Origin of the sequence: Corynebacterium tapiri (genome assembly GCF_006334925.1) — a bacterium.
GTDB lineage: Bacteria > Actinomycetota > Actinomycetes > Mycobacteriales > Mycobacteriaceae > Corynebacterium > Corynebacterium tapiri.
Genome location: NZ_VDHJ01000004.1, coordinates 39,378 through 59,714 on the forward strand (window position 1 = coordinate 39,378; position 20,337 = coordinate 59,714).

Genomic DNA, 20,337 nt, shown 5'->3' on the forward strand with positions numbered 1-20,337 from the left:
AGCAGACGGCTAACTCGCGCGCTTGAGGCCAGCCCGAGTGCCTAGCTCGCTGTTGCTGGCCTGCAACGCTTGAAGCGCGCATTCGAGGTGCTCGAGTTCTTCCCTGGTACCGGTGACCACCTGGCGGCAGCGCACTGCGTAGAACTCGCGAGCACTAGGATCGTGCTCCCACCGAGTAAACCAATCCGCGCTCAGCGCATCGGTGCCCGGCAGGCACCCCACTGGCTCGCTCACAAGGTGCTCAACCATGAGCGCCTCGATCTCCGCGCGCTGCGTTCGCGGCAGACGCTCGACGATGAGCACTGCGGCACAGCACGGCAAAGCTGTCGGTGAGGTGATGTCTCCAGCCATCACGCTGGTGTGTTCCTTAAGCGCCAGCATTGTGGCATCACAGTCCTTATCTTGGGGGTCGCGTGACGTAAAACAAGACGAGATCTTCGTCTTCCCCAACGAACCTCGGCTGCTTGTTTCTCAGGCGCACCACAAGAACACCCGCGATTCTGGCGCCCCACCAACCCCACGGGCAACTCTCAACCGCAGCTTGATCCCCCTGTTTAATCAACCTGAAGTTGACCTTTACCCCTGCTTTTCGGCCTGTTCCTTCTTCCATGAGAGCCAGGCCTCGATGAAGGCACGCTCATTTTCCCGGCCGGCATCGCTGTCATCGGAATGCAATGCGCGCAGAACGTCCTCGAACGAATAGTCCTGGGCAGTCTGCACCTCGTGTAGTTCCTCGCTCACGTCTTCCCCGCTGCGCATATCCTCGATGATCTCGTCGACCGGGCGCTGATTGCGCCTTACCAGGCGGTTCTTTGCGCGGGAAAGCAGGCTATACACCTGCCGCGCGGTCATGTTCACCGGGGCAAAGTCCGGATCACGGTGCATCTGCCAGCCAAACCAGTACGAGGCGATGCTCAACCCGGCACCAACGAGCAACCCCAGAATCATGCCGATAAATTGCAGATGAGCGTGATGGAAAACCGCACAAATGAGACCCGCAAGCACCGCCGGGATCACCGCCAGGCCGTTACCTCCGAACACTCGAGGGCGCTCCCCGGTAACCACGTCGCGGATCATTCCGCCACCGGTTGCAGTGAGAACACCCATAAACAGCGCAGAGAGCAAAGGCATGCCAAAGTTCAACGCTTTGGTGGCGCCGGTGACCGCCCAGGATGCAGAGATGATGGCGTCCGCGTGTGCTTCGAGTTTGTCCCACAACGGCCCTTGGAATCGCGTGAGCCAAGCGATCATAGCCCCGGCAAACGCCAGCATCAGGTATTCGCGCTCTGCGACGGCGGCAGGCGCGCCTGCCTGGATAAGGGTGTCGCGGATCATGCCTCCACCCAGGGCGGAAAACAGAGCCAGGAAGAAAAACCCGACGATGTCGTAATCCTTCTGTCGAGCAATTCGACCACCGACGACACCCATGAGGAATACTCCCGAGACGTCGATAAGCCGATACAGCTGCTCGACGGGAACCGGAACCTCACCCTGCATCGGCACTACGTCTCCTGCCCTCTCTGGTACTTCTCCGCGAGGCGCTCGAGCAGCTCATCCATGAGCTTGTCATCCTGCAGGACCATATCCATCAGCTCTTGGGTCATCCGCTTGGAATCCAATGCCCCTTCCTGGTGTTCCACCTCGATACCGGCGCGCTGGGCCGCCTGAACAAACTCATTGCTTTCGCGCCCGGTGTCGGCGTCGTAGTTGTCGTAGGAATCCCCGCCGAAGTCCATGCCGATCCCGGAAGTTTCCTCCGCACTCGGCAGCTCAAATTCCTGGGATAGCGCCTCGAGAGCCTCCTGGGCTGTGGGGGTGTCTACATGTTGGGCCATGGCCAGGCGGCGCTGCAGGGCCTTCTCCATCTGCCGATGGCGCCAAGCCCGGATTCGGGTGGGCTCCAACCGTCGACCGACTCGCCGGCCCTTGCGCTCCATCACAGCTGCTGCGACATTGACCGGTGCCCACTCGGAATCGGCACGTGGGCGCCAGCCAGTCCAGTAGCCCCACACCGTGATGACCACGCTGACAATCGGGCCGATCACCATCCCTACGGCCAGAAAACCAGCGACATCTGCGCTGATGACAATCGCCGTACAGGCAATAGCGGGGATGACCGCCGGAACGTTGTCGCCGAAGATGCTGGGGATGCGCCCGGTGACTACGTCGCGGATCATCCCGCCGCCAACGGCGGTGAACACGCCCATCATCACGCAGGCCAGCACCGGCAGGCCGAAGGACAATGCTTTCACGCAGCCGGTCGCTGCCCACAGACCTGAGACGGTGGCATCCGCGTGGACCTGGAACCGCTCCCAGGCCGACCCCTTGAAGTAGACAAACCGGGCAATGAGCGCACCAGCAAATGCGAGCATCAGGTACTCGGACTCAGACATGGCTGCGACTGTGCCGCGGTTGATCAGCACGTCACGGATCATTCCTCCGCCCAGGGAAGAAAACAGCGCGATAAAAAGGAAGCCCACAATGTCGAAACCGCGCTGACGGGCGATAGTTCCACCGATGATGCCCATGAGCAATACGCCCGTGACATCGAAAACACGATAGAGCAGCAGGATCTGCGGGTCGACTTCGTGGAGAGCCATAATTTTCTGTGCCTCCTCAGGCCCACAGGGTGGGAAGAACGAGGGACTTTCGAGCCATAACGCTATTCTGCCCTAGTCTGTGTGCTCGCTGAGTACTCGCCTAACGCTTGATAAACCTCCGTGTTGGTCTCCGCCCACAGTGGCTTGGCCCAATCACCGAAGTCGCGGTCGGTGAGGGCCACGACAGCCCACCCCTTGGCGGGCACCAGCCACAGGAAGGTTCCGGCCATTCCGAAGTGCCCGACAGTCTCGGCAGGCATCCCCGGGGCCGTCCAGTGCTTCTTCTTCTCGCCCTTGATCTCAAAACCCAGGCCCCACGGACACGGGTTCTGCATGCCGTAGCCCGGAACGATGCCTTTGAGCTCCGGGAAGTGGATCGACAGCGCCGTATCGACGCTTTCCTGAGCCAGCAAAGTTGGCTTTAACACCTCACGGGAAAAACGAAGTAGGTCGTGCACCGTGGAGCGGGCCTCGTGGCCCGCTGATCCCCACAGGTGCGTGGAGTTCATCTGCAACGGCTCAAACACGCCTAGTCGCAGGTACTCCGCAAAGGACATCTCGGCCTCTTGCTCGATCGCCTCGGCCAGAATTTCGAAGCCAGCTGAAGAATAGATGCGTCGCTGCCCCACCGGTTTCTCCAGCTCCCGGGAGTGAAAGCCCACCCCCGAGGCGTGAGAAAGTAGGTGGCGCACGGTGGACCCTTCGGGGCCCAGCGGGGATTCGAGGTCGAAGATCCCCTCCTCGATAGCCATGAGCACCCCGTAGGCCGACAGCAGCTTGGTCACGCTGGCGAGCTCGAACTGCGTGTCCGGATCCCCGATCGACGCTTGCTCTTCTCCGGCGATAACGCCTGCGCTGACGGTGTTGACCGGCCAGTGGGACATCGGTTCGAGTACGCGCGCAAGATCCATGTGTCCGAGCATATATAGCTCGACTACGATGGCGTGCCGTGTCCTGGAAATTGCTTGCCTCGCTCCTCGTGACCGCCACGAGCTGTGCCCTGGTGAGCTCCGGTGCGCCTGTTCGCCCGGTATCCCACCCCGTCCCCGCCTATCAGGCCGCAGCCGATCACACTGAAGATAAGGTGCGATCGGTTTCGCGCACGATCGAGGTGGGATCGAGAACTCGCTCCTATCTGCTGGACATTCCTCGCGCTGCCGAGGGAGACAACCCTGGCTCTTATCCCCTCATCCTGGCTTTTGGTGGCAAGGACGTCACCCCACGCCGTTTTGCCAAAGATTCCGGGCTGGAACAGGCCAGCCATGGCCGCGCTATTGTCGTCTACCCGCAGGGGTTGAAGAACAGGTGGGAAAACGCGCCTTATGCCCATTCCTCGAGGGGTGAGGACGTGCGCTTTGTTCGAGAGATTATTAAGGAACTCTCCGCCGACTACCCCGTCGATCAGAACCGCATCATGGCCGTGGGCCACTCCAACGGAGGCGGCATGGTCGGAGCGATTCTCTGCCAGGATCCGGGGCTTATCGACGCCGCCATGACCGTCGCCGGCGCCTTCTACGAGGGCACCTTTTCAGGTTGCGCGACTGCTCACCCAGTGCCGATTGCGATGCTGCACTCCACCGATGACACGGTGATCAACTACGAGGGTGGCGTGAAATGGGGCGAGCCCCTGGGTTCCGCGCGCGAAGCCTTTGAGGAGATAGCGCGACGCAATGGGTGCAACACCCACGTGATTGCAGCCCGCGACATCGGCCCCAATGCCGTCCGCTATCGCCCCACCGGATGTGACGCCCTCACCAGCCTGACCAAGGTCGAGGGGGAAGGCCATTCCTGGTACGACGAACCCAATGTGCCCGATGTGGCCTGGAATGTTCTCAACGGGCGGGATTCTCATTAAAAAGTCTCCCGAATGCTTAGGGCACTCGGGAGACAATACTGTGGGGCCAGCGGGGCTCGAACCCGCGACCAGCGGATTATGAGTCCGCGGCTCTAACCGACTGAGCTATAGCCCCGCCGGAAAGTGTAGCGGTAGGTCCGCGCCGCCCCTACACAGGGGGCGACTACTTCTTTCCGGAGGTGCGAGCGTTGATTACCTTGACCACCAGCTCAAGGCGGTTGCTTGCCCCAAAGTGAGAGGTCAGGTTGGAGACGTGCTTCTTCACCGTCGACTCGGCGTAGTACGACTGGCGAGCGATCTCCGCGTTAGACAGCCCCTGGCAAAGCAGATCCAGCACCATGCGCTCAGCAGGCGTGAGCTCCTCGATGCGATCGCGGATCTTCTGGTCCTCCGGCTTTACGTCCGGAACGTAGTCGACCAAACGCGAGAGGCATTCTGGAGAAACGGTGGTGCCACCCTTCGTGGCGTCACGCACCGCGCTGTTGATCTGCTGCGGAGACGAAGACTTAACGACGTATCCCTGCCCACCATTGCTAATGATGCGCAGCATGGAATCGTCGGTATCCAAGGCCGTGATGGCCACGAACGCCGGTGCGTCATCCATCTTCTTAACGTGCTCGAGCAGCTCGATGCCACCCATCTCCGGCATGTTGATGTCCGAGAGCACAACGTCAACCTTTTCGCGCTTGAGAAAGTCGAGCGCTTGCACTCCGTTGGAGCACACACCTGCGACAGCAATGTCGGGCGCGTAGGAGAAGTACGCCGAAAACCCCTGCCGCACTGCTGAATCGTCGTCGACGATCAGCACGCGGAGGGGGGTTGCGGACTTAGTGGGCTGAGAAATTAGCGGCACCACACGTTCTTCTGAATCTCGCAACCGTAGATGTCGGCTGCGGCACGGTAGAACCCGAAGCCAGACTCCTGAGTAGTGGTCTCAGTTGCGTTAGCAACCGGGTTGACTACGGCAGCTGCGGTTGCGGCAGCGATGACACCCAGACGAGCGATCTTCTTCATATTTTTCTAACCTTCTTTCAAGGTGACGGGCTGCTGATAGGCAAGAGCATAACGGGAACTGAGTGGAAGTTAAAGTGGCGACTAATGATGTGGGTCACTTTTTGGGCTACACCGAGATGCGTAACTGGGTTTCCCAACGTCCATCATCGATCGCTTGCGAAGAGACCACTGCCCCAAGGGCAGCGGCAGTTTCCTTCAGAGCCCCGATTCCTATTCCGGAGCTCAACTCTGGCTGGCGGTAATCCCCCTGCCGAATCTCATTGAGAACGATCAGGTTGAGCTGAGCACTTGAGTAGTCATGAACAACCTCGACCCGGCTACCAGGCTCCCCGTACTTCAAGATGTTTGTGGTGGTCTCCCTCAAGAAACGATTGATGAGGATCTCCTTGCCCGAATCGAGGATGATCGACGGTGTAGTTCGCGGACAGTCAACAGAAAACCCGTGCTCTTCGAGCGTTTCCCGGGTCTTATCCACTGTCTCCTTCAACGATTCCAGGCGCATTACAAGTTCTTCATCTTCACCTGCATCAAGGAGGTTGATGAGCTGCCGTACCTGCCGCATAGAGACTCTGCTTGCTTCGGCAATTTGCGCACATTCCTCAGCGATATCTCCTCCTTCTTGTCCTTCTTGATGCGCCATTGCCATGACCTCGGAGCGAATGATCACCGACGTCAACGAAGACGCCACGGAATCATGAAGTGTCCGCGCCAGCTCGCGACGCCGCTCTTGGTATCGCTGTGTCATCTCATCCCGAATGCGACGACGCTGCCGGATACCCCATCCCATCAGGACAGCAAGAGGAAATTGGAATGACCATACAGCTATAACCCCGAAATCTAGGTTGAACTCCAGGTTTGATGGTTCCCACAGACCCGCCGTAATGAGCAAGAAGGAGGCCAGAATTGCCCAGCGCGCACGCCTTGCAGAGGCCAGGGGAGCTACCGCTAATGGGGCCATCATTGTGTCGACCGCCCCTAGGGCCGAAGGAACCATTGCGCCAGCCACAAAGACTGCTACGAATGCTGCAACACCCAGTACCGGCATCAACAGTGCAGATGCCAAGGTCCCCACAAGTCCGACGGTCACGATATATCCCGCGATAACGGTGTGCCCGGAAATTCCTGCCACGGCAATCGCGACGATCATGAGAATTGCATAACCGACAATCAGACGCCGTTGTCGCTCTGGAGATGGCAATCGCTCAACTAATTGACTCACGCCGGACGATGGTAGCCACTCATCTGAGAACTAACGAGCCCCGGGGACTGAGGATCACAACCCCCAAGGATTCCCCGAGTCCAAGATCTTACGGTACATTTACCCTCTGACGTGGCGATTTGCTTGCGGGAAGATCCTCGCATTACAGTATGTTCTCGTCGCACAGACCACCCACCAAGTTGGTCCGAGCACAGATATTCCTCCATAGCTCAGTTGGCAGAGCATTCGACTGTTAATCGAAGGGTCACTGGTTCGAGCCCAGTTGGAGGAGCGTTTAGATTCCCCCGTTAACCAGCATTTTTACTGGTAGCGGGGGTTTTCGTATTTTCGCCAAACGGTTGGAACGGGTCAGGAACGGCCCGAAGCTGGCACAAAAGTCGTCAAAAAATCGTCAAATCTTCCTCCCCCTACGGCAACCGCCCCACGACCCGCACCAGGACAGATAGCTTCGCACCCGCTTAACACTGTGTGAAGTAAGTGTGAAGCATGCGCCTAACCAACCCCAGGCATGAAAAAAGACCCCCACCGGTTAGGTGGGGGGTAAGACGCTACATGTCTTTCTCGATCAGAGGCGGTATGGGTTCTTCGACCTTGTGATGGTTTCGGGCGATCCAACCGACGGCCACGTGATACCGGGTGCGCAGGCTCATAAGCTCCTCCTCGACAGTATCCAGGCGCTCCTGTAGCCGCACGATGATTTTATGCTGCTGATCAATCTGGGCATATGCCCAGCCGCGCATTTCTTCGGCCCACTTGATCTCGTTGCCCTCGCGGCTTGAGCGGGCGTTGATGATCGCCGCACCGATACCAACGATGATCGTTCCGGCAACGGTGATGATGGGCACGAGTAGGTCCTCGGTCATCGTGATCGCCCCTTACCGAATGCCCATGTGGCCAGCGCGCATATCAGCAGGAATGTGGTGGCGTTGACGTACCCGCGCGGGTTGTACCCGGAGATGACACCGACCATGAGTACCATGGCCCAGAAAAAGTGCACTGCGACTAGCAGCCCGCTGGCAATGGGCACAGTGAGTTGGTGGGTCACCCGCGCTAGGCGTGCTACACACGCGGCCAACCCAATGCCGCCGGTAACCAGCCAGATGTAGGCCCACCAGCGGACGTTAAGCCACCACGGATGCGACAAATCCTCCAGCGGCGCAAAAGCTGGCAGGTAGTAGACACCACGCATGAGGCTGGCAACCGTGAGGATGATCACGCCTACCCAGTCGGAGTAGGCCGCGCTGTGAGAGATCTGCAGACTTGGGGGCGGTGGTGTTTGTGTCATCGTGACCCCCTCCTTGTCTACATGTAGGCGCTAAACATGGGCTTAGCGGGCTCCGGCTCCTGCGCAGGCAAACTCTCCGAGAGGGATACACCCACGGGCTTCTCGTCAGACTCACGACCCGTGTTCACCGCCGCCAGCAGACCACCGATTAGGGCTGCCAGCGAGCCGGTCTGCCCCAGCCAGGAATCGACCTGTTCCGGCTGCACGATGCCCGCCACAGTCAAAGCCAGGCCCACGGCAGCCACAACAACGTAGACCGCCAGGCGTACGAACCACGGGGTGCCGATCACAGCGCGCGGCTTGGGCGAGTTCTTATAGTGGTTAGCCATTCTTCTTACCTGCCTTCTTCATCAGATCAGTGATGCCCGCATAGATGGCAGGCAGCATGTTCGCGTGCATGTCCTCCAACTTCCGGTCAGCCTCCAGCGCGTAGCCAATGGCGGTGTCGCGGAACTCCGAGCGCACGCCATCCTTCTCATAGCGGGACTGGTAATTCTCGGTCAGCTCAAAATAAATGCGCCGGAGAAGATCCAGCGCTTCACGTTGCTCTTGCTCACTTAGTGCCATAAACAGGCCCTCCTCTTTCTTCGGTGCGGGTGCGGGCTTAGATCGGAAGTTGTCGTACCACCACTGAGCGCGCGCCATGTAGGTGGCGTGATCTTCGCCGCCCACGTCGAGCTGGTGCGGACATGACGTGCTCGTAAATCGGGAATGGGGGAACACGTTTTTGCCCCACTGTGGGCGGCCCAGGTTGTACGCGTGGCACAGGGCTGCAACCAGGTGCGCACCCTCTTCGATGGTCTTGTCGCTGATCTGCCAGCGCGGCGGCCCGCTGATGTTGGCGTGCTCAATACCAATCGAGCGTGCGTTAATGTCCGCATTCGCCGCATGCCACGCGGTGTCATAGTCATTGACCAGCTGCCCGATGGTGCCGTCTGCTTCTACTTGGTAGTGCGCAGACGCCTCACGGCTGTTGTTCCACAGGTCGCGCACCTGCTCACTGCTCCAGTTGTTCGCAGCATTGTGGTGGATGATGATGCGGTCGATAGGACGAGCACGCCCCTTGGTGTAGCGATGACTGCCCACCAAGGTGTACTTGTCGGGCTCCAGTGTTTCCCAATTTTTCATTTGTTCCTCCTATGGATTAAAAAAAGACCCCGTAAGAAGGGGTCTAGGCTTTCTGGAAGAGTGCGGGAACGTTTGGTGGTGCCCATCCTGCCTGTGTGGTGTGAGCCTGTATAACCTGGTATAAAACGCCGCCGTAGGTATATTTGTCGCCCGCTTTGACGCTGATCCCGGGCTTCCACGCGGGATTACTCGGCGCACTAGGTGCAGGCGAACTAGGTGCCTCGGCGGGCTTTTCTCCGGCGTTCACATATTTGGCGGTCACGTCCTGCCAATAGCGTTCATCCATCCCCGGGCTGGTGGGCGACCACACCACGGCCTCGATGAGGGCTTGCCATATCTTGCCGTCCTCCACGCACAGGTAACCCTTGGGGTGCGCATCATGAGCGCCCGTGGGCTGCGTCCACGTGGGGATGTAAAAGGCCTGTGCTGCTTGTTCCAGGGTGCTGTCGGTGGGCTTCGCCGGTGCCGGCTTCGTTGTCACGGCGGGCTTCAACTCCGGGTGCGCCTCCCACAGTTTCACCGCGTCCTCGGCCCTAGCCTCCTCAATAAACGGGGCTGCTTCCCGGCGCTTCACCTCGGCCCAAGCCTTCTGGACTACCTCACTGAGTTCAATATCAGTCAGCGACTGGTAATCAATGTTTGTACCCACAATGGACCTCCTTAATATCTAGAAATAATTCGACTACCCGATAAACTTCAGCACAAGCTGAGACGGGACCGACTTTTCGGAGTTGAACCCGACCCAGGCAGCCTTCTCATACAGGTTCCGGATACTGATCCAGTCACCAAAGTTCAGCTGAGCGTGAAAAACATGATTGTTCGACAGCTGCCAGCTAGAGAAGCCATGAGACTGGGCAAACTGAATCGTCTTTCCGCCTACCTGCAGAGCAGTTTCGTATGTAAAATCAAAGAACGACGCGAAAGTGATCGAGTAGTTGATCTCCCACAGACCCGTCTTAGGGATACTGATCTGAGTATCACCCGACAGAGAAAAAGCTCCCTGCTTACGTACCATCGACCACTTAACCGTCTCCGAAGTTGTACTGGAAGTAGTCGTGTAGGGGTACTTCAGGAAAGCAAACGCACCCCCGCCACCCTCAGCGATTGCCTGGTCAACATACTGCTTTGAGGTAGCAACATCCGCGTTATCCGGGATTAGCGGAACACTAATTTGCCCACTGTTCCATCGACGCACAACCGTTCCGCCTGTAGCAGCGGTCGACGTGTCGGAAGAGTTCACCTTCTTCGCCAGCTCACCGTCCACGTACTGCTTCGACGTAGCTGCACCTGAACTATCGGGCACCAATGGGACACTGATCTGGCCTGTGTCCCACCGCTTAACGATCTTTCCACCATTAGCTGTTTGAGTCGCCTCAGCGCTGTTAATCTTCCCGGACACCGCATCATCAACGTAGGATTTGTTCGCCGCGTGCACACTTGCGGTTGGGGAAGCCACTGACACAGCACCCGTAGATGTGCGTTTCATCAACGTGCCTGGTGTCGCGCTATAGGTTGAGGCTGTCACATCATCAATGGTGGGCTGTACCGCAGTCTTGTCTGCCTTGCCGTCCAGGGCGGCCTGCAGGTCACTGTGGGTGTGGCTGGCGGGGGCCTTCCCGTCGATCTCCCCGCGCAGCTCCGGCTTCAGCATGGCCCGGGTTACCGTATCCGGCTTAATCCCCGTCTGTGCACTATCCGCGTACTGCTTGGCAAGGTCACGCGCTGTTTCAGCGCCCTGGCGTGCTGTGCCTGCCTCTTCGGCGCTGGCTGCTGCCTCATTCTTCGACGTGGACGCTGCCTGTGCGGACTGCGCCGCCTGCGCCTTGGAATCATTAGCCTGCGACGCGGACTGTGCCGCCGCACTCTTCGACTGATCCGCCTGCGACGCACTAGCCTTGGCCGCGTCCTGCGACGCTTTAGCCGCCTGCGCCTGCGACGTAGCGGTTTGCGCCTGCCGTTGCGCCTCATCCTTGGAAGCCCCAGCAGCCTGCGCGGACTGAGAAGCAGCGTCCTGCGACACCTTAGCCTGCTTAGCGGCCTCCACCGCCTTAAGCGCGTCCGCCGCCAGGCGCTCAATCTCGGCACGAGTACCCTCATCCGCGACCCGCGCGCCCGTGATACACAACTCCAGCGAGGCCGTAGCGGACTCCGGGATAAGCAGCTCAATCTGCTCCGACACACCCCCGTTGTCCGACACCACGAGTACAGCCGGACCAGGAACAGCCTCAAACGAAACAGTGCCGTTATCCACACTCACCGGCGTGAGAGTCGGCACCACAGCACCCCCACCATGAGGGCGGACACGCTTCGAACCAACAAAAACGCCAGCCGCCAACAAAGGGTCATTAGTTACCAACTTCAACGGGCCACTAACCCTAGTCATCATGTGCTCCTACTCTGTCCACGACACAAACAACTCACTCGACTCAACCTCACGCTGCGAGGAACCCCCAGCGTCCGCCAACACCTCAACACGCAACACCTCGCCGGGCTGGATAGTCCACGGGCCGGTAGAAAACGACTGCTCAGCACGACCATTACCCCACGGAAACAAAGGCCCCAACCTGGACGAATACGTCTGCTCCAACACACGCCCCCCGGCCACCAGACGCACCCGGTACGGTGAACCACGATTAGCTGCACCCCAGGTCACCGAGATACGCGCGCTCATGTTGTTTATCCGCTTCTCCGGCGTGAACTCCACCCCGGTTGCCGTCCACTGGTTTTGCGGCGGGGTCAATCCCCCACCCCTCAGGGTGCGTGACAGTGCCCTACCAGGCTCCACCTCATACACACCGACCATGAACGGGTAAGTACGGGAACCATCAGGCTTAGGAACGGACTCCAGTACATAGCGTGGCTCCTGGACAGGCACATAACCATCACCGGATTTAACGTATTTGTTGGTCTCCTCCATGTAGACGCCCATCACCCTGCCAACCCAGGTGCCCTTAGCCGTCCACGTGCCCTGCGAGCCAGACCAGTCATCACCAGGCCACACAATCCGCGCACGACCAAAATTCGACACCTCGCTAAGGTCAGCCGTCAGCTCATCTACACGGGTAGCGACCTCACCAAACTTGTCCAACTGGTCGCCCTGCTGACGACTAATCTCCTCCTGCTGCTCATCCACCAACTTCGTCACATGAGCCAGCTGCATAACGGGTGCGTCACCCGGGATACCCCGCGCCTGCGCCCACCTAGTGAACGCCGCATACAACGCAAGCGGATCATCACCCACCGGAGTCTGCATAGGCGACAGAACAAGCTCCGCCTTAGACAAAGCACTATCCGCCGTGGACTGGGCACCATCAGCAGACACCTGCGCCCTATCCGCCGTAGACTGCGCGTGAGACGCGGCCGCATGAGCCTTGCCCACATCCTTGAGACGCTCCCGACGCTCCTGCGCGATAGCCCGCTCAATCTCCAGATTCGCGTGGTCTTGCGCGGCATCATCAAACAACAACTGGCCACCAACGTGGATACGCCAGTCAATCGTCGCCCCGGCCTCCGTCACCGCCTCAATCGAGGTCACCGGCAGGTTAAGGGTGCGCCCCCACACCAGGACGGGAACAATATCGTCCACGTCAAAATCAACGTAAGGGACGTTGCCGTTCAGCCCAGCGCGGGTAATGTCGCGCTCCAGGAACACATCACCGTCAGTCTTGCGTGCTGCAATATCTAGCGTGTGCTCCACGTCCGTGCTGCCAGAAAACGGCACAGTCTGGCCTTTTTCGTCCACATCCCGCGCCTTAATCGACACGTCAGCGCGCACGAAACGACGCCCCATCCGGCCAGGGTTACGCCCAAGGTCCGCGACGTAACCGAACTTGCGGCCCTCGCCGGCACTAGGCCGTTGATCTTCGGGAACGGTATCCGGCCATTCCACCTGCCAATTACCGTAGGCATAAGCGGCCAGGGACCGCAGCACAGTTAGTTCACTGTTCTCGGCAATGAGTGGTCGCACGTTAAACCTCCCTCGTGGTCTCTACGCGCACAATCTGTATGGGGTAAGACCATGACATTTTTTGCGTGCTTTGGCGGTCTTGGGTGCGCACGGTCACCTCACCATCACCGGGCCACCACAAATCAACCTGGATACCCACGCCGGCGTTTTTCGCCGGAGCACTCACCGTGTCCCACACATAGGAATCATCGGTTCGGATAAGCACTTGACGTGAGGTGTCCACCCCGCCCGAATAGTCCACAACGGCATGATCATCGTCCTGCCACCCTTTCATGGGGTTCACCGCGTCGAAAGAATCCTGGATAAGATCACGAATCACAGTGCGCGCCGGGCCTTTCTTCGTGTACCCGTCAGCCTGGTCCGCGAACTTCAGCTGGGCTAGTTGCCGGGGCTTGGCGTACTTCTCACCGCTGGCATCCGTATCCCAGGTTGCGAACTTGGCCTGCTGCCAATCCAGCGGGATAGAGGGGCACGGCCACCACGCCAGCCCCTCCAAAAAGTCAGCGCCATAAATCGTCACTGTCTTGGGAGGGTCCCCGCCCTCCACATGCACGTGGCTAATCAAGTACGCCCGGCGCTCACCACCCCGGGCCACACACACCAACCGCGTAGGCCCATTCGACGGCACCAACCTGCCGGCACCATCCTCCGCTAGCACATCATCGGCGACAAGATCACGAGCAACACGCCCACCAATCCCACCACGCAACGGAACCGTGACCTCAAGTGAACCTGGCCCCAGCTTCACTTCACTGGCTTTCACAGAGGAAGCCAGCGGCAAGTCCATAAGCGGCCAACCGTCCTCATCGAGCACACCCAACCACTGGCCATCGTCCGCGACCACCTGATCAATGTGCTTTCTCCAGGCCTCAAAATCCACCGGCTACCTCCAGGGCGAAAAATAACCCACAGACCAGGACAACCTGGCGCCCGTGGGAACACTAAACGTGCGAGAAAAGTCAACCGGAACAGACTCCGACAACGCCCCCGCTTTATCGGTCAACCCCTGATCAACACGACCACGAGCATCAACCACTTCCCCACCATCAAGACGAGACAACGACACAGAATGCCGGCCCGTCACCGCAGGAAGCGTGAATGTGGCGCCAGACGGTAGTTTTACTTGCCCACCGGCCCCATCCCACTCCACGCTCGGCCATATAGGAACATCACCGTAATTCGTCACAGTGACGTTTCCCGTGCCCGTATGCGACTGCACCCACACACCATCGTCAGCAACCAAACTCACCTGCACCTCCGTGCCAGGCTTCGGTTGCATCGACGGCGGCCCAATAGGAGCAGCCAACCGAACACTCAAACGCATCGGCCCCAATGCCCCACCATCCAACACCAACGTGCCATGGCGGCGGGAATGAAAAGCACGAGCAAACCCCGGCCACAACGCAGGGTCACGCACAACCACCGTAAGCGCCCCAGTCAATTCCTTAACCAGACGATCACGCCAATCCACACGACGACCTGCATGACCAGCAGCCTGCACACCAGTGTCCTCAAACGAGGCCACCAGCGACTCCAGGCCACCATCACGCACAAAAACAGCCCCATAAGGCCCGCCGATCAGAGGAAACACCACCCCATCCGGGGCCACATACTTCAGCGTGTACATTCACATCCTCCTATCGACGTGCCCCAACAACATCCAGCGCGCTCGGGCGTGGGTTCTCCAGCCGGTTAACCCGGTATCCCAGGTCACCCAGCATCTTTTCCACATCGTCCATCGACGCGGTATTGCCGTAGAGGTTGATGGTCTTGGACTCTGCCGCCATCCCCTTGAGGGTGGTGGCGTTGTCCGCCTGCACCTTGGCAAGGTCGGCCAGGGCCTTTTTGACTTCGGCGTTGTCTGCGCGCCAGTACTCGGCCCACGTTTCATTCGCGGCCTTTTCCCGCTCCAGGCCCATGATCTCGGTCTTCAGCGGGTCAGTCTTAGCGCGACTATCAAGCTCGGCCAGGTCGCGGTCAATCTTTGATCGCAGCTTGTCCTGCTCCGCCTTGAGGTCAATCACAGAGTGCTCGAACTTGATCTGATCAAGCGCGCGTGCGGGGTCACCCAGGGCACTGTTCTTGATCATGCCGGCAACCTTGTCGCCAGCACCGAAGAATCCCATGAACCCGGCGCTCACCGCGGCCTTGTCAATCGCGGCCTTGGTGCTGCGGTCGAAGTCCTTGAAATCGTCCCGCTTGGCAAGGTTGGCAAGCTCCGCATCAATCTGCTTGATGCGGCGCTGCGCGGCAGGCATGGCCGTGAACCAATTCACCGGGTTGATCCAGGTCTTGATATTGGCCTGATCAGCCTGCAAACCAGCCTTTTCGGCCACCAGGTTCGCGTACCGCTGGCCTACCGTGGCCTGCACGCTGTCGTAGCCAAAAGCGCTGCCAGACATGACCGCAAGCTTCTGGGTAGCAACACCCAGACTGCTCGTCACATCCCGCAAATCAAGTGCCGCCAGGGTGGCCTTCAGCGTGGCCTCAAGATTGGACTCCTGGGCTTTCTTAATCGCCAACTGCTGCCCAACCTGGGCTGCCAACAACTCCGAGTACAGGGCATGCGACTCATCGGACCAGGCGGCCAGCTCATTCATCGCATCATGCCCAGCCTGACGCATGTTCCAGCGGAAGCGGTCATACGCCAAAGACAGGTCCGTGTAGTCCAACGCCGCCCGGCGCATATCCGCCTTGCGCTGAGCATCAAACTTGGCCTGCGCCTCCGCCACTGTCTTAGCCGCCTCAAGCGAAGCCTTGGCCCCGTCCATGCGGACGATACGCACGTTGCGCTCCGCGGCAGCAAGGTCAATCGCAGAGGTGGCGAACGACACAACCAGGCCAGTGATCTCGTTGCGGAACTTCTCGGCCATACCAACAAGCTCACGCACAGACCCGGCCATGCTGGCCATGCCCTTGAACGCCTCGACACGTGCAGTCATGATCGAACCGATCAGACGATCGACCAGGCCCATAACCAGGTCTGCGACTTCAATCGCCAGCGCGATCTCGGCCTGGCCTGCCGCCACAGCCGCCTTCGTCGCCACCGCCTTCGCCGCGGCGTACTTCTTTTCGGCATCTGCGATCTTATTGGCATCACCCTCAGCACGTGCCGTGTTAAGAGCGTCCTCGGCTGCGACCACATCACCTGCGGCCTTGGCCTGATCATCGTAAGCCTTGGTCAGTGAGTCCACCCCACCGGCAACACCCGTGAACGGGGAGAACAGGCTACCCACCATTGGTAGCTTGGTGGCCATATCCAGCTTTTCCTTGATGGTGGACCCACTCAACCAGGCACCAATGTTTCCACCGTCGCCCTTCTCCAAGGACTTGGCAATAGCGTCGGCTTGCTTCTCCAACGCGGGGATAAGCTCACCAATCTTGCGGATACCCTGCGCAACCAGGGACCACTGGGAATTGGTCAGCACCGGCTCCGGCTTACCCGACAGGTTCAACGCCAAGTTGCCAGACTGCAACCAACCGCCAGAGTCATGCAGGCCAATCGCGCGACCCGCTAGGGCCATAACGCCCCGGCCAGCGTTGCGCACCAGTTCTCCAACCTCCTGGGCGGCGGTATATACCGTGGACAGCTTGTCGCCAAGGCCCTGCACAACCTTGCCCACGCCCTCGGACAGGGCAGTCTTGCCCTTGTCGTAGGCGCCACGCGGGATGTTGTTGTACTCGGGTGGACCGGACGGCAGGCGTCCCTTGATCGGCCCCATGATCTTGTCGATGGCACCAGATACCTTGTCCGTGATGAACTTGCGCATCTGATCCGGCGACGGGCCACCAGTGCCCTTACCGATAACGAATGCGCCACCAGGGCCAATAGGCAGGTGATAGTGCGTGGTGAAGTACCCATCATTGGCGCCGGCAGCGCCAGTGCCATACTTCACCATCGACGGGGAACCGCCCGACTCGACATTGACCGCACCCACACGCGATGTAGCGCCCAGAGTTCCGGCAGTGTGACCACCGGCAGCACCACCGTTGGTCACGCCGATACTGAAAGTGTTGCCCTTCAGACCAGCCACAAAGCCTTGTGGGCCAGTGGGGTACTGCGAGTTGCCACCGCCGTTAAACGCCATCGTGGCCCACTGGCGATGACCAGTGCCACCACCCATGACGTCAGCGATACCGGACATGAAGCCAGAGCAGTCCGTGCCGCCCCCGCCATCTGCGGAGCCGCCCAGGACGTAGGGGCGACCGTGGCGGGACTTTGCCCACTGGTGGCCGCGCTCGAGCTGCAGCTCCCACATCGGGCGGACTTCGCCACCGTCGGCGAACGCCGGGAACAGGCTAGGTGCCGCCCCCAAAAGATCACCAGTGCGGTTCTTCAGGTGCTCCGGCAGGATTGCGAGCTTACGCCCGTCGAAGGTGAAGCCTTGCCCATCTTGCAGAGCGTTTCGTATTGCGTAGACAGCGCCTTGTCCACCGAATGCCTTAACATCCGCTGCGGTTAGGACGTGCTCACCGTTCGACAGCCACGCGGGAATATCGTCCGAGGTGCCTGTGCCCTTGCCGCGGATAGCGCCACCTGTGGCGTAGCCACCGATGGGGCTTAGGCGTCGTGCGGTCTTGGGATTCAGCGGCAGGAACGAACCAATGGTGTCCCAAGCCTTGGCAATACCGTCGTTGTAGACAGTGTTGATCAAGAAGTTCACCGGCTTGGCGAGCGCACCACGCAGTGTTGACCATGCGGAGGAAATACCGTCAACAACCGTGCCGAAAAAGGCCTTGAGGTTATTCATGCCGTTGCGGAAAGCTCCGAGCACGTTCGAGTCGATCCACTGCCAGGCAGCAGCCAGCGCGCCCTTGAGCCAGTCCCACTTGCCGGCGACCCAGTCGACGACAGGCCGGACAACGTTCGCCCAGAGTGCATTGAACCCAGCGCCCATAGGTGCGAACACGTTGGCGCTGATCCAGTTCCAGACCGCTCCCATGAGGGCAGACAGATCCGACCACTTCCCCTTAATCCAGTCAACAACTGGGGAGATGACGTTGGACCAGAGCCAGTTGAAGGCGGCACCGAAAGCGTCCAGCACCGTGGTCTTGATGACCGTCCACACGATGGTGAACGCATTGGACAGTTCAGTCCACTTACCCTTGATCCAGTCAATGACTGGGGAGATAACTTCGGTCCACAACCAGGTGAAGGCTGCGCCCATGAGGTCGAAGACGTTGGCCTTGAGGAAGTCCCACACAGCGGTAAACACTGCGGACAGGTCGATCCACTTGGCCTTGATCCAGTCAATCGTGGGGGAAATGATCGTGGTCCACAACCAGGTGAATACTTCACCGAGGCCGTTGAGGATTGGCTGCAGAACATTCGTCCACGCCCAGTTAAACGCCGCTGCTAGGCCGTTCCACGCCACGATCAGCAGCCCGAGGGCAACGGCCAGCACGCCACCCAGAATGTTGACCGCAATCTGGCCAATCTGGGTGAGCGCATCAACGATGAACTTCACCACAGGACTGATCGCCTGCCACAGCTTCTGCCCAGCGGAAATCAGTACGGGCATGACCTGGGTAGCCAGCTCCGTGATCTTGTCCCACAGGGCCTGCAGCACGGGCTGGATTTGTGCCCATGCTTCCATCGCCTTAGCGCTAATCCACTGCCAGCCAGCGGAAAGCGCGTCGACGAAGCGTTGCCACAGTTCACGGCCCATCTCGGTCTTGGTGAAGAACAGAACCAGGGCCGTCACTACGATGCTGATGATCGCTGTGATCGGGTTGAGCTTGGTGATCAACTGCACGAACAGACCAGCTAGGGCCTTGATCGGGGACATGATGAACCGCAGGACTGTGCCCAGCGGGTTAAACGCCTTAGTCAGGTTCGCGGCCATGCGGGCAAAAGACGACAACGCAGGGTTGGTCTTTGCTACGGCCCCTGCCAGCTTGGTCATTTCGTCGGCGAACTTCATCATGATGAAGACATGCCCCACGGCCAGCAACGCGCCAGCCACACCACGTAGAGGTGCGGTGATCTTATTGAGCACCATCATGCCCATCCATGCCGTGACCAGCGCCCCAACTAGCTCGGGGTGCTTCTCCGCCATAGACGCGATCTTCTCAAGCGCAGGCACGACCACGTGCTCCAGCACAGGGGCGAGAGCTTCCAGAACGCGAATAAGCGCATCCCATACTTGCACACTGATCGCACCAGCAATGCGCCCGAATACCCCTACTAAGGACAATAAGGGTGAGCCTATAGCTTTTGCCGCTTCCCCGATGCCAACAAAAACAACCTTGATCGTCTCCCATGTGGACGGATCGACAGCCACACGAGTGATCTTTTCTGCCAGCTCGCCTACCCAGCGGCCTACAGCCTCAAACACTGGCCCCATATTGTTGACAGACCCGCCGAGGCGTTCCATCGCAGGCACCAGCATGGCAGTAATACGTTCACTAGCGGGCTTGAACCCCGCCGCCATAGCGTCAAACGCCCCGCCAATCGCAGCGAACAACGGAGGCGCGGCCTTAAACGCGGGCCCTGCGAGCGCTTCACCGAAACGCCCCATCGCAGCACCCATATTCTTCAGCGCACCTGAGAAGGTGTTGCCCATCTCCAGGGCAGCGCCACCCATGCCGTTGCGCATGGCGCGCTCAAAGGTGGCGAAGTCGATCTCACCCTTGGAGACCATGTCACTGATCTCTTCGGACGTCTTGCCGGTCTCTTCTGCCAACAACTGCAGGACTGGGATGCCGGAGGACATCAGCTGCAGCATGTCGTCACCCTGCAGCTTGCCGCGGGCAGCAATAGAACCAAAGATCAGACCCACATCCTGCATGGACCGCCCAGCAATAGCCGCCGTATCACCCACAGTCTTAAGGGTCTGCTCAAGCTGCTGGCCAGGCTTAATGCCAGCGGCAACCATGGACGCGGACACGGCAGCGGCCTCACCAAGACCGTTAGCTGTGCCTTTCACCGACGCCAGCGCATTGTCCATGATCGACGCGACATCACTAGCCGAGTTGCCCAGGCCCTTGAGCTTGGCCTGAGCACCCTCAATCGCCGTCAGACGCGACATGCCCTTGGTGATGGCGCCTGCGAGAACACCACCAACAGCTGCACCCGTGGCAGCCGCGCCGATCTTGAGGGATTTAGAAAGGGCACCATTGAGACGGTCGCCCAGCTTGGAACCAACACTTGTCGTGTCGATGCCCTTGAGTGCCTTCGTGACCTCCGGAGCAATGTCCTTGGTGGAGGGCTTAATGGTCACCCACGCATTTGCGAGCTCTACGCCAGTCGCCGCCATCGGCCACACC

At 59.5% G+C, this 20,337-nt stretch carries 18 protein-coding genes and 2 tRNA genes; 2 read left to right on the top strand and 18 right to left on the bottom strand.

Annotated features, from left to right (window positions below):
* Positions 1-9 precede the first annotated feature (9 nt).
* The 4 genes from FHE74_RS03810 to FHE74_RS03825 all read right to left on the bottom strand — a co-directional run bounded on the left by FHE74_RS03810 (position 10) and on the right by FHE74_RS03825 (position 3,511).
* The gene (locus tag FHE74_RS03810) at positions 10-381 is read right to left on the bottom strand and encodes a hypothetical protein (RefSeq protein ID WP_139465184.1); all 372 of its coding nucleotides are present in this window, start codon (positions 379-381) and stop codon (positions 10-12) included.
* Between the two features lie 195 nt (positions 382-576).
* Positions 577-1,497, bottom strand: coding sequence for a trimeric intracellular cation channel family protein (locus tag FHE74_RS03815; RefSeq protein WP_139465214.1), 921 nt, complete (start codon positions 1,495-1,497; stop codon positions 577-579).
* Between the two features lie 5 nt (positions 1,498-1,502).
* Positions 1,503-2,600, bottom strand: coding sequence for a trimeric intracellular cation channel family protein (locus FHE74_RS03820; protein WP_139465185.1), 1,098 nt, complete (start codon positions 2,598-2,600; stop codon positions 1,503-1,505).
* Positions 2,601-2,662: 62 nt separating this feature from the next.
* Positions 2,663-3,511: a serine hydrolase domain-containing protein gene (locus tag FHE74_RS03825; RefSeq protein ID WP_139465186.1), complete on the bottom strand. Its 849-nt coding sequence runs from the start codon at positions 3,509-3,511 to the stop codon at positions 2,663-2,665.
* Between the two features lie 38 nt (positions 3,512-3,549).
* Between FHE74_RS03825 and FHE74_RS03830 the strand changes: the two genes are divergently transcribed.
* Positions 3,550-4,455 (top strand): CE1 family esterase, encoded by a 906-nt coding sequence (locus tag FHE74_RS03830; RefSeq protein WP_180339670.1) that lies wholly within the window; start codon positions 3,550-3,552, stop codon positions 4,453-4,455.
* A 41-nt stretch (positions 4,456-4,496) separates the two neighbouring features.
* Here the strand turns inward: FHE74_RS03830 and FHE74_RS03835 are convergent.
* The 4 genes from FHE74_RS03835 to FHE74_RS03845 form a co-directional block, all read right to left on the bottom strand.
* Positions 4,497-4,570, bottom strand: a tRNA-Ile gene (locus FHE74_RS03835).
* Positions 4,571-4,618: 48 nt separating this feature from the next.
* Positions 4,619-5,263 carry a response regulator gene (locus FHE74_RS03840; protein WP_139465188.1) on the bottom strand — a complete coding sequence of 215 codons (645 nt, stop codon included), beginning with the start codon at positions 5,261-5,263 and terminating at the stop codon, positions 4,619-4,621.
* 35 nt (positions 5,264-5,298) lie between these two features.
* Positions 5,299-5,469, bottom strand: coding sequence for a hypothetical protein (locus tag FHE74_RS10630; protein ID WP_180339671.1), 171 nt, complete (start codon positions 5,467-5,469; stop codon positions 5,299-5,301).
* 106 nt (positions 5,470-5,575) lie between these two features.
* Entirely contained in the window at positions 5,576-6,688 is a 1,113-nt protein-coding gene (locus tag FHE74_RS03845) for a sensor histidine kinase (RefSeq protein ID WP_139465189.1), read from the bottom strand.
* 198 nt (positions 6,689-6,886) lie between these two features.
* Between FHE74_RS03845 and FHE74_RS03850 the strand changes: the two genes are divergently transcribed.
* Positions 6,887-6,959, top strand: a tRNA-Asn gene (locus FHE74_RS03850).
* A 277-nt stretch (positions 6,960-7,236) separates the two neighbouring features.
* On the opposite strand, the gene FHE74_RS03855 is transcribed toward FHE74_RS03850, so the two are convergent.
* The 10 genes from FHE74_RS03855 to FHE74_RS03900 form a co-directional block, all read right to left on the bottom strand.
* Positions 7,237-7,551, bottom strand: a complete 315-nt coding sequence (locus tag FHE74_RS03855) for a hypothetical protein (RefSeq protein WP_139465190.1) — start codon at positions 7,549-7,551, stop codon at positions 7,237-7,239.
* Positions 7,548-7,973 carry a hypothetical protein gene (locus FHE74_RS03860; RefSeq protein WP_139465191.1) on the bottom strand — a complete coding sequence of 142 codons (426 nt, stop codon included), beginning with the start codon at positions 7,971-7,973 and terminating at the stop codon, positions 7,548-7,550. The genes FHE74_RS03855 and FHE74_RS03860 overlap by 4 nt, the downstream gene beginning before the upstream one ends.
* A gap of 17 nt (positions 7,974-7,990) precedes the next feature.
* Positions 7,991-8,302, bottom strand: coding sequence for a hypothetical protein (locus FHE74_RS03865; RefSeq protein ID WP_139465192.1), 312 nt, complete (start codon positions 8,300-8,302; stop codon positions 7,991-7,993).
* Positions 8,295-9,101 (bottom strand): peptidoglycan recognition protein family protein, encoded by an 807-nt coding sequence (locus FHE74_RS03870; RefSeq protein WP_139465193.1) that lies wholly within the window; start codon positions 9,099-9,101, stop codon positions 8,295-8,297. The genes FHE74_RS03865 and FHE74_RS03870 overlap by 8 nt, the downstream gene beginning before the upstream one ends.
* Before the next feature lie 43 nt (positions 9,102-9,144).
* Entirely contained in the window at positions 9,145-9,750 is a 606-nt protein-coding gene (locus tag FHE74_RS03875) for a carbohydrate-binding protein (protein WP_139465194.1), read from the bottom strand.
* A 33-nt stretch (positions 9,751-9,783) separates the two neighbouring features.
* Positions 9,784-11,376 (bottom strand): hypothetical protein, encoded by a 1,593-nt coding sequence (locus FHE74_RS03880; RefSeq protein WP_139465195.1) that lies wholly within the window; start codon positions 11,374-11,376, stop codon positions 9,784-9,786.
* A gap of 117 nt (positions 11,377-11,493) precedes the next feature.
* On the bottom strand, positions 11,494-13,068 hold the full coding sequence (locus FHE74_RS03885; protein ID WP_139465196.1) for a hypothetical protein: 1,575 nt from the start codon (positions 13,066-13,068) through the stop codon (positions 11,494-11,496).
* Position 13,069: 1 nt separating this feature from the next.
* On the bottom strand, positions 13,070-13,948 hold the full coding sequence (locus FHE74_RS03890) for a hypothetical protein (protein WP_139465197.1): 879 nt from the start codon (positions 13,946-13,948) through the stop codon (positions 13,070-13,072).
* 3 nt (positions 13,949-13,951) lie between these two features.
* Positions 13,952-14,695, bottom strand: a complete 744-nt coding sequence (locus tag FHE74_RS03895; RefSeq protein WP_139465198.1) for a hypothetical protein — start codon at positions 14,693-14,695, stop codon at positions 13,952-13,954.
* A gap of 10 nt (positions 14,696-14,705) precedes the next feature.
* On the bottom strand, positions 14,706-20,327 hold the full coding sequence (locus FHE74_RS03900; protein ID WP_139465199.1) for a phage tail protein: 5,622 nt from the start codon (positions 20,325-20,327) through the stop codon (positions 14,706-14,708).
* Positions 20,328-20,337: the final 10 nt, after the last annotated feature.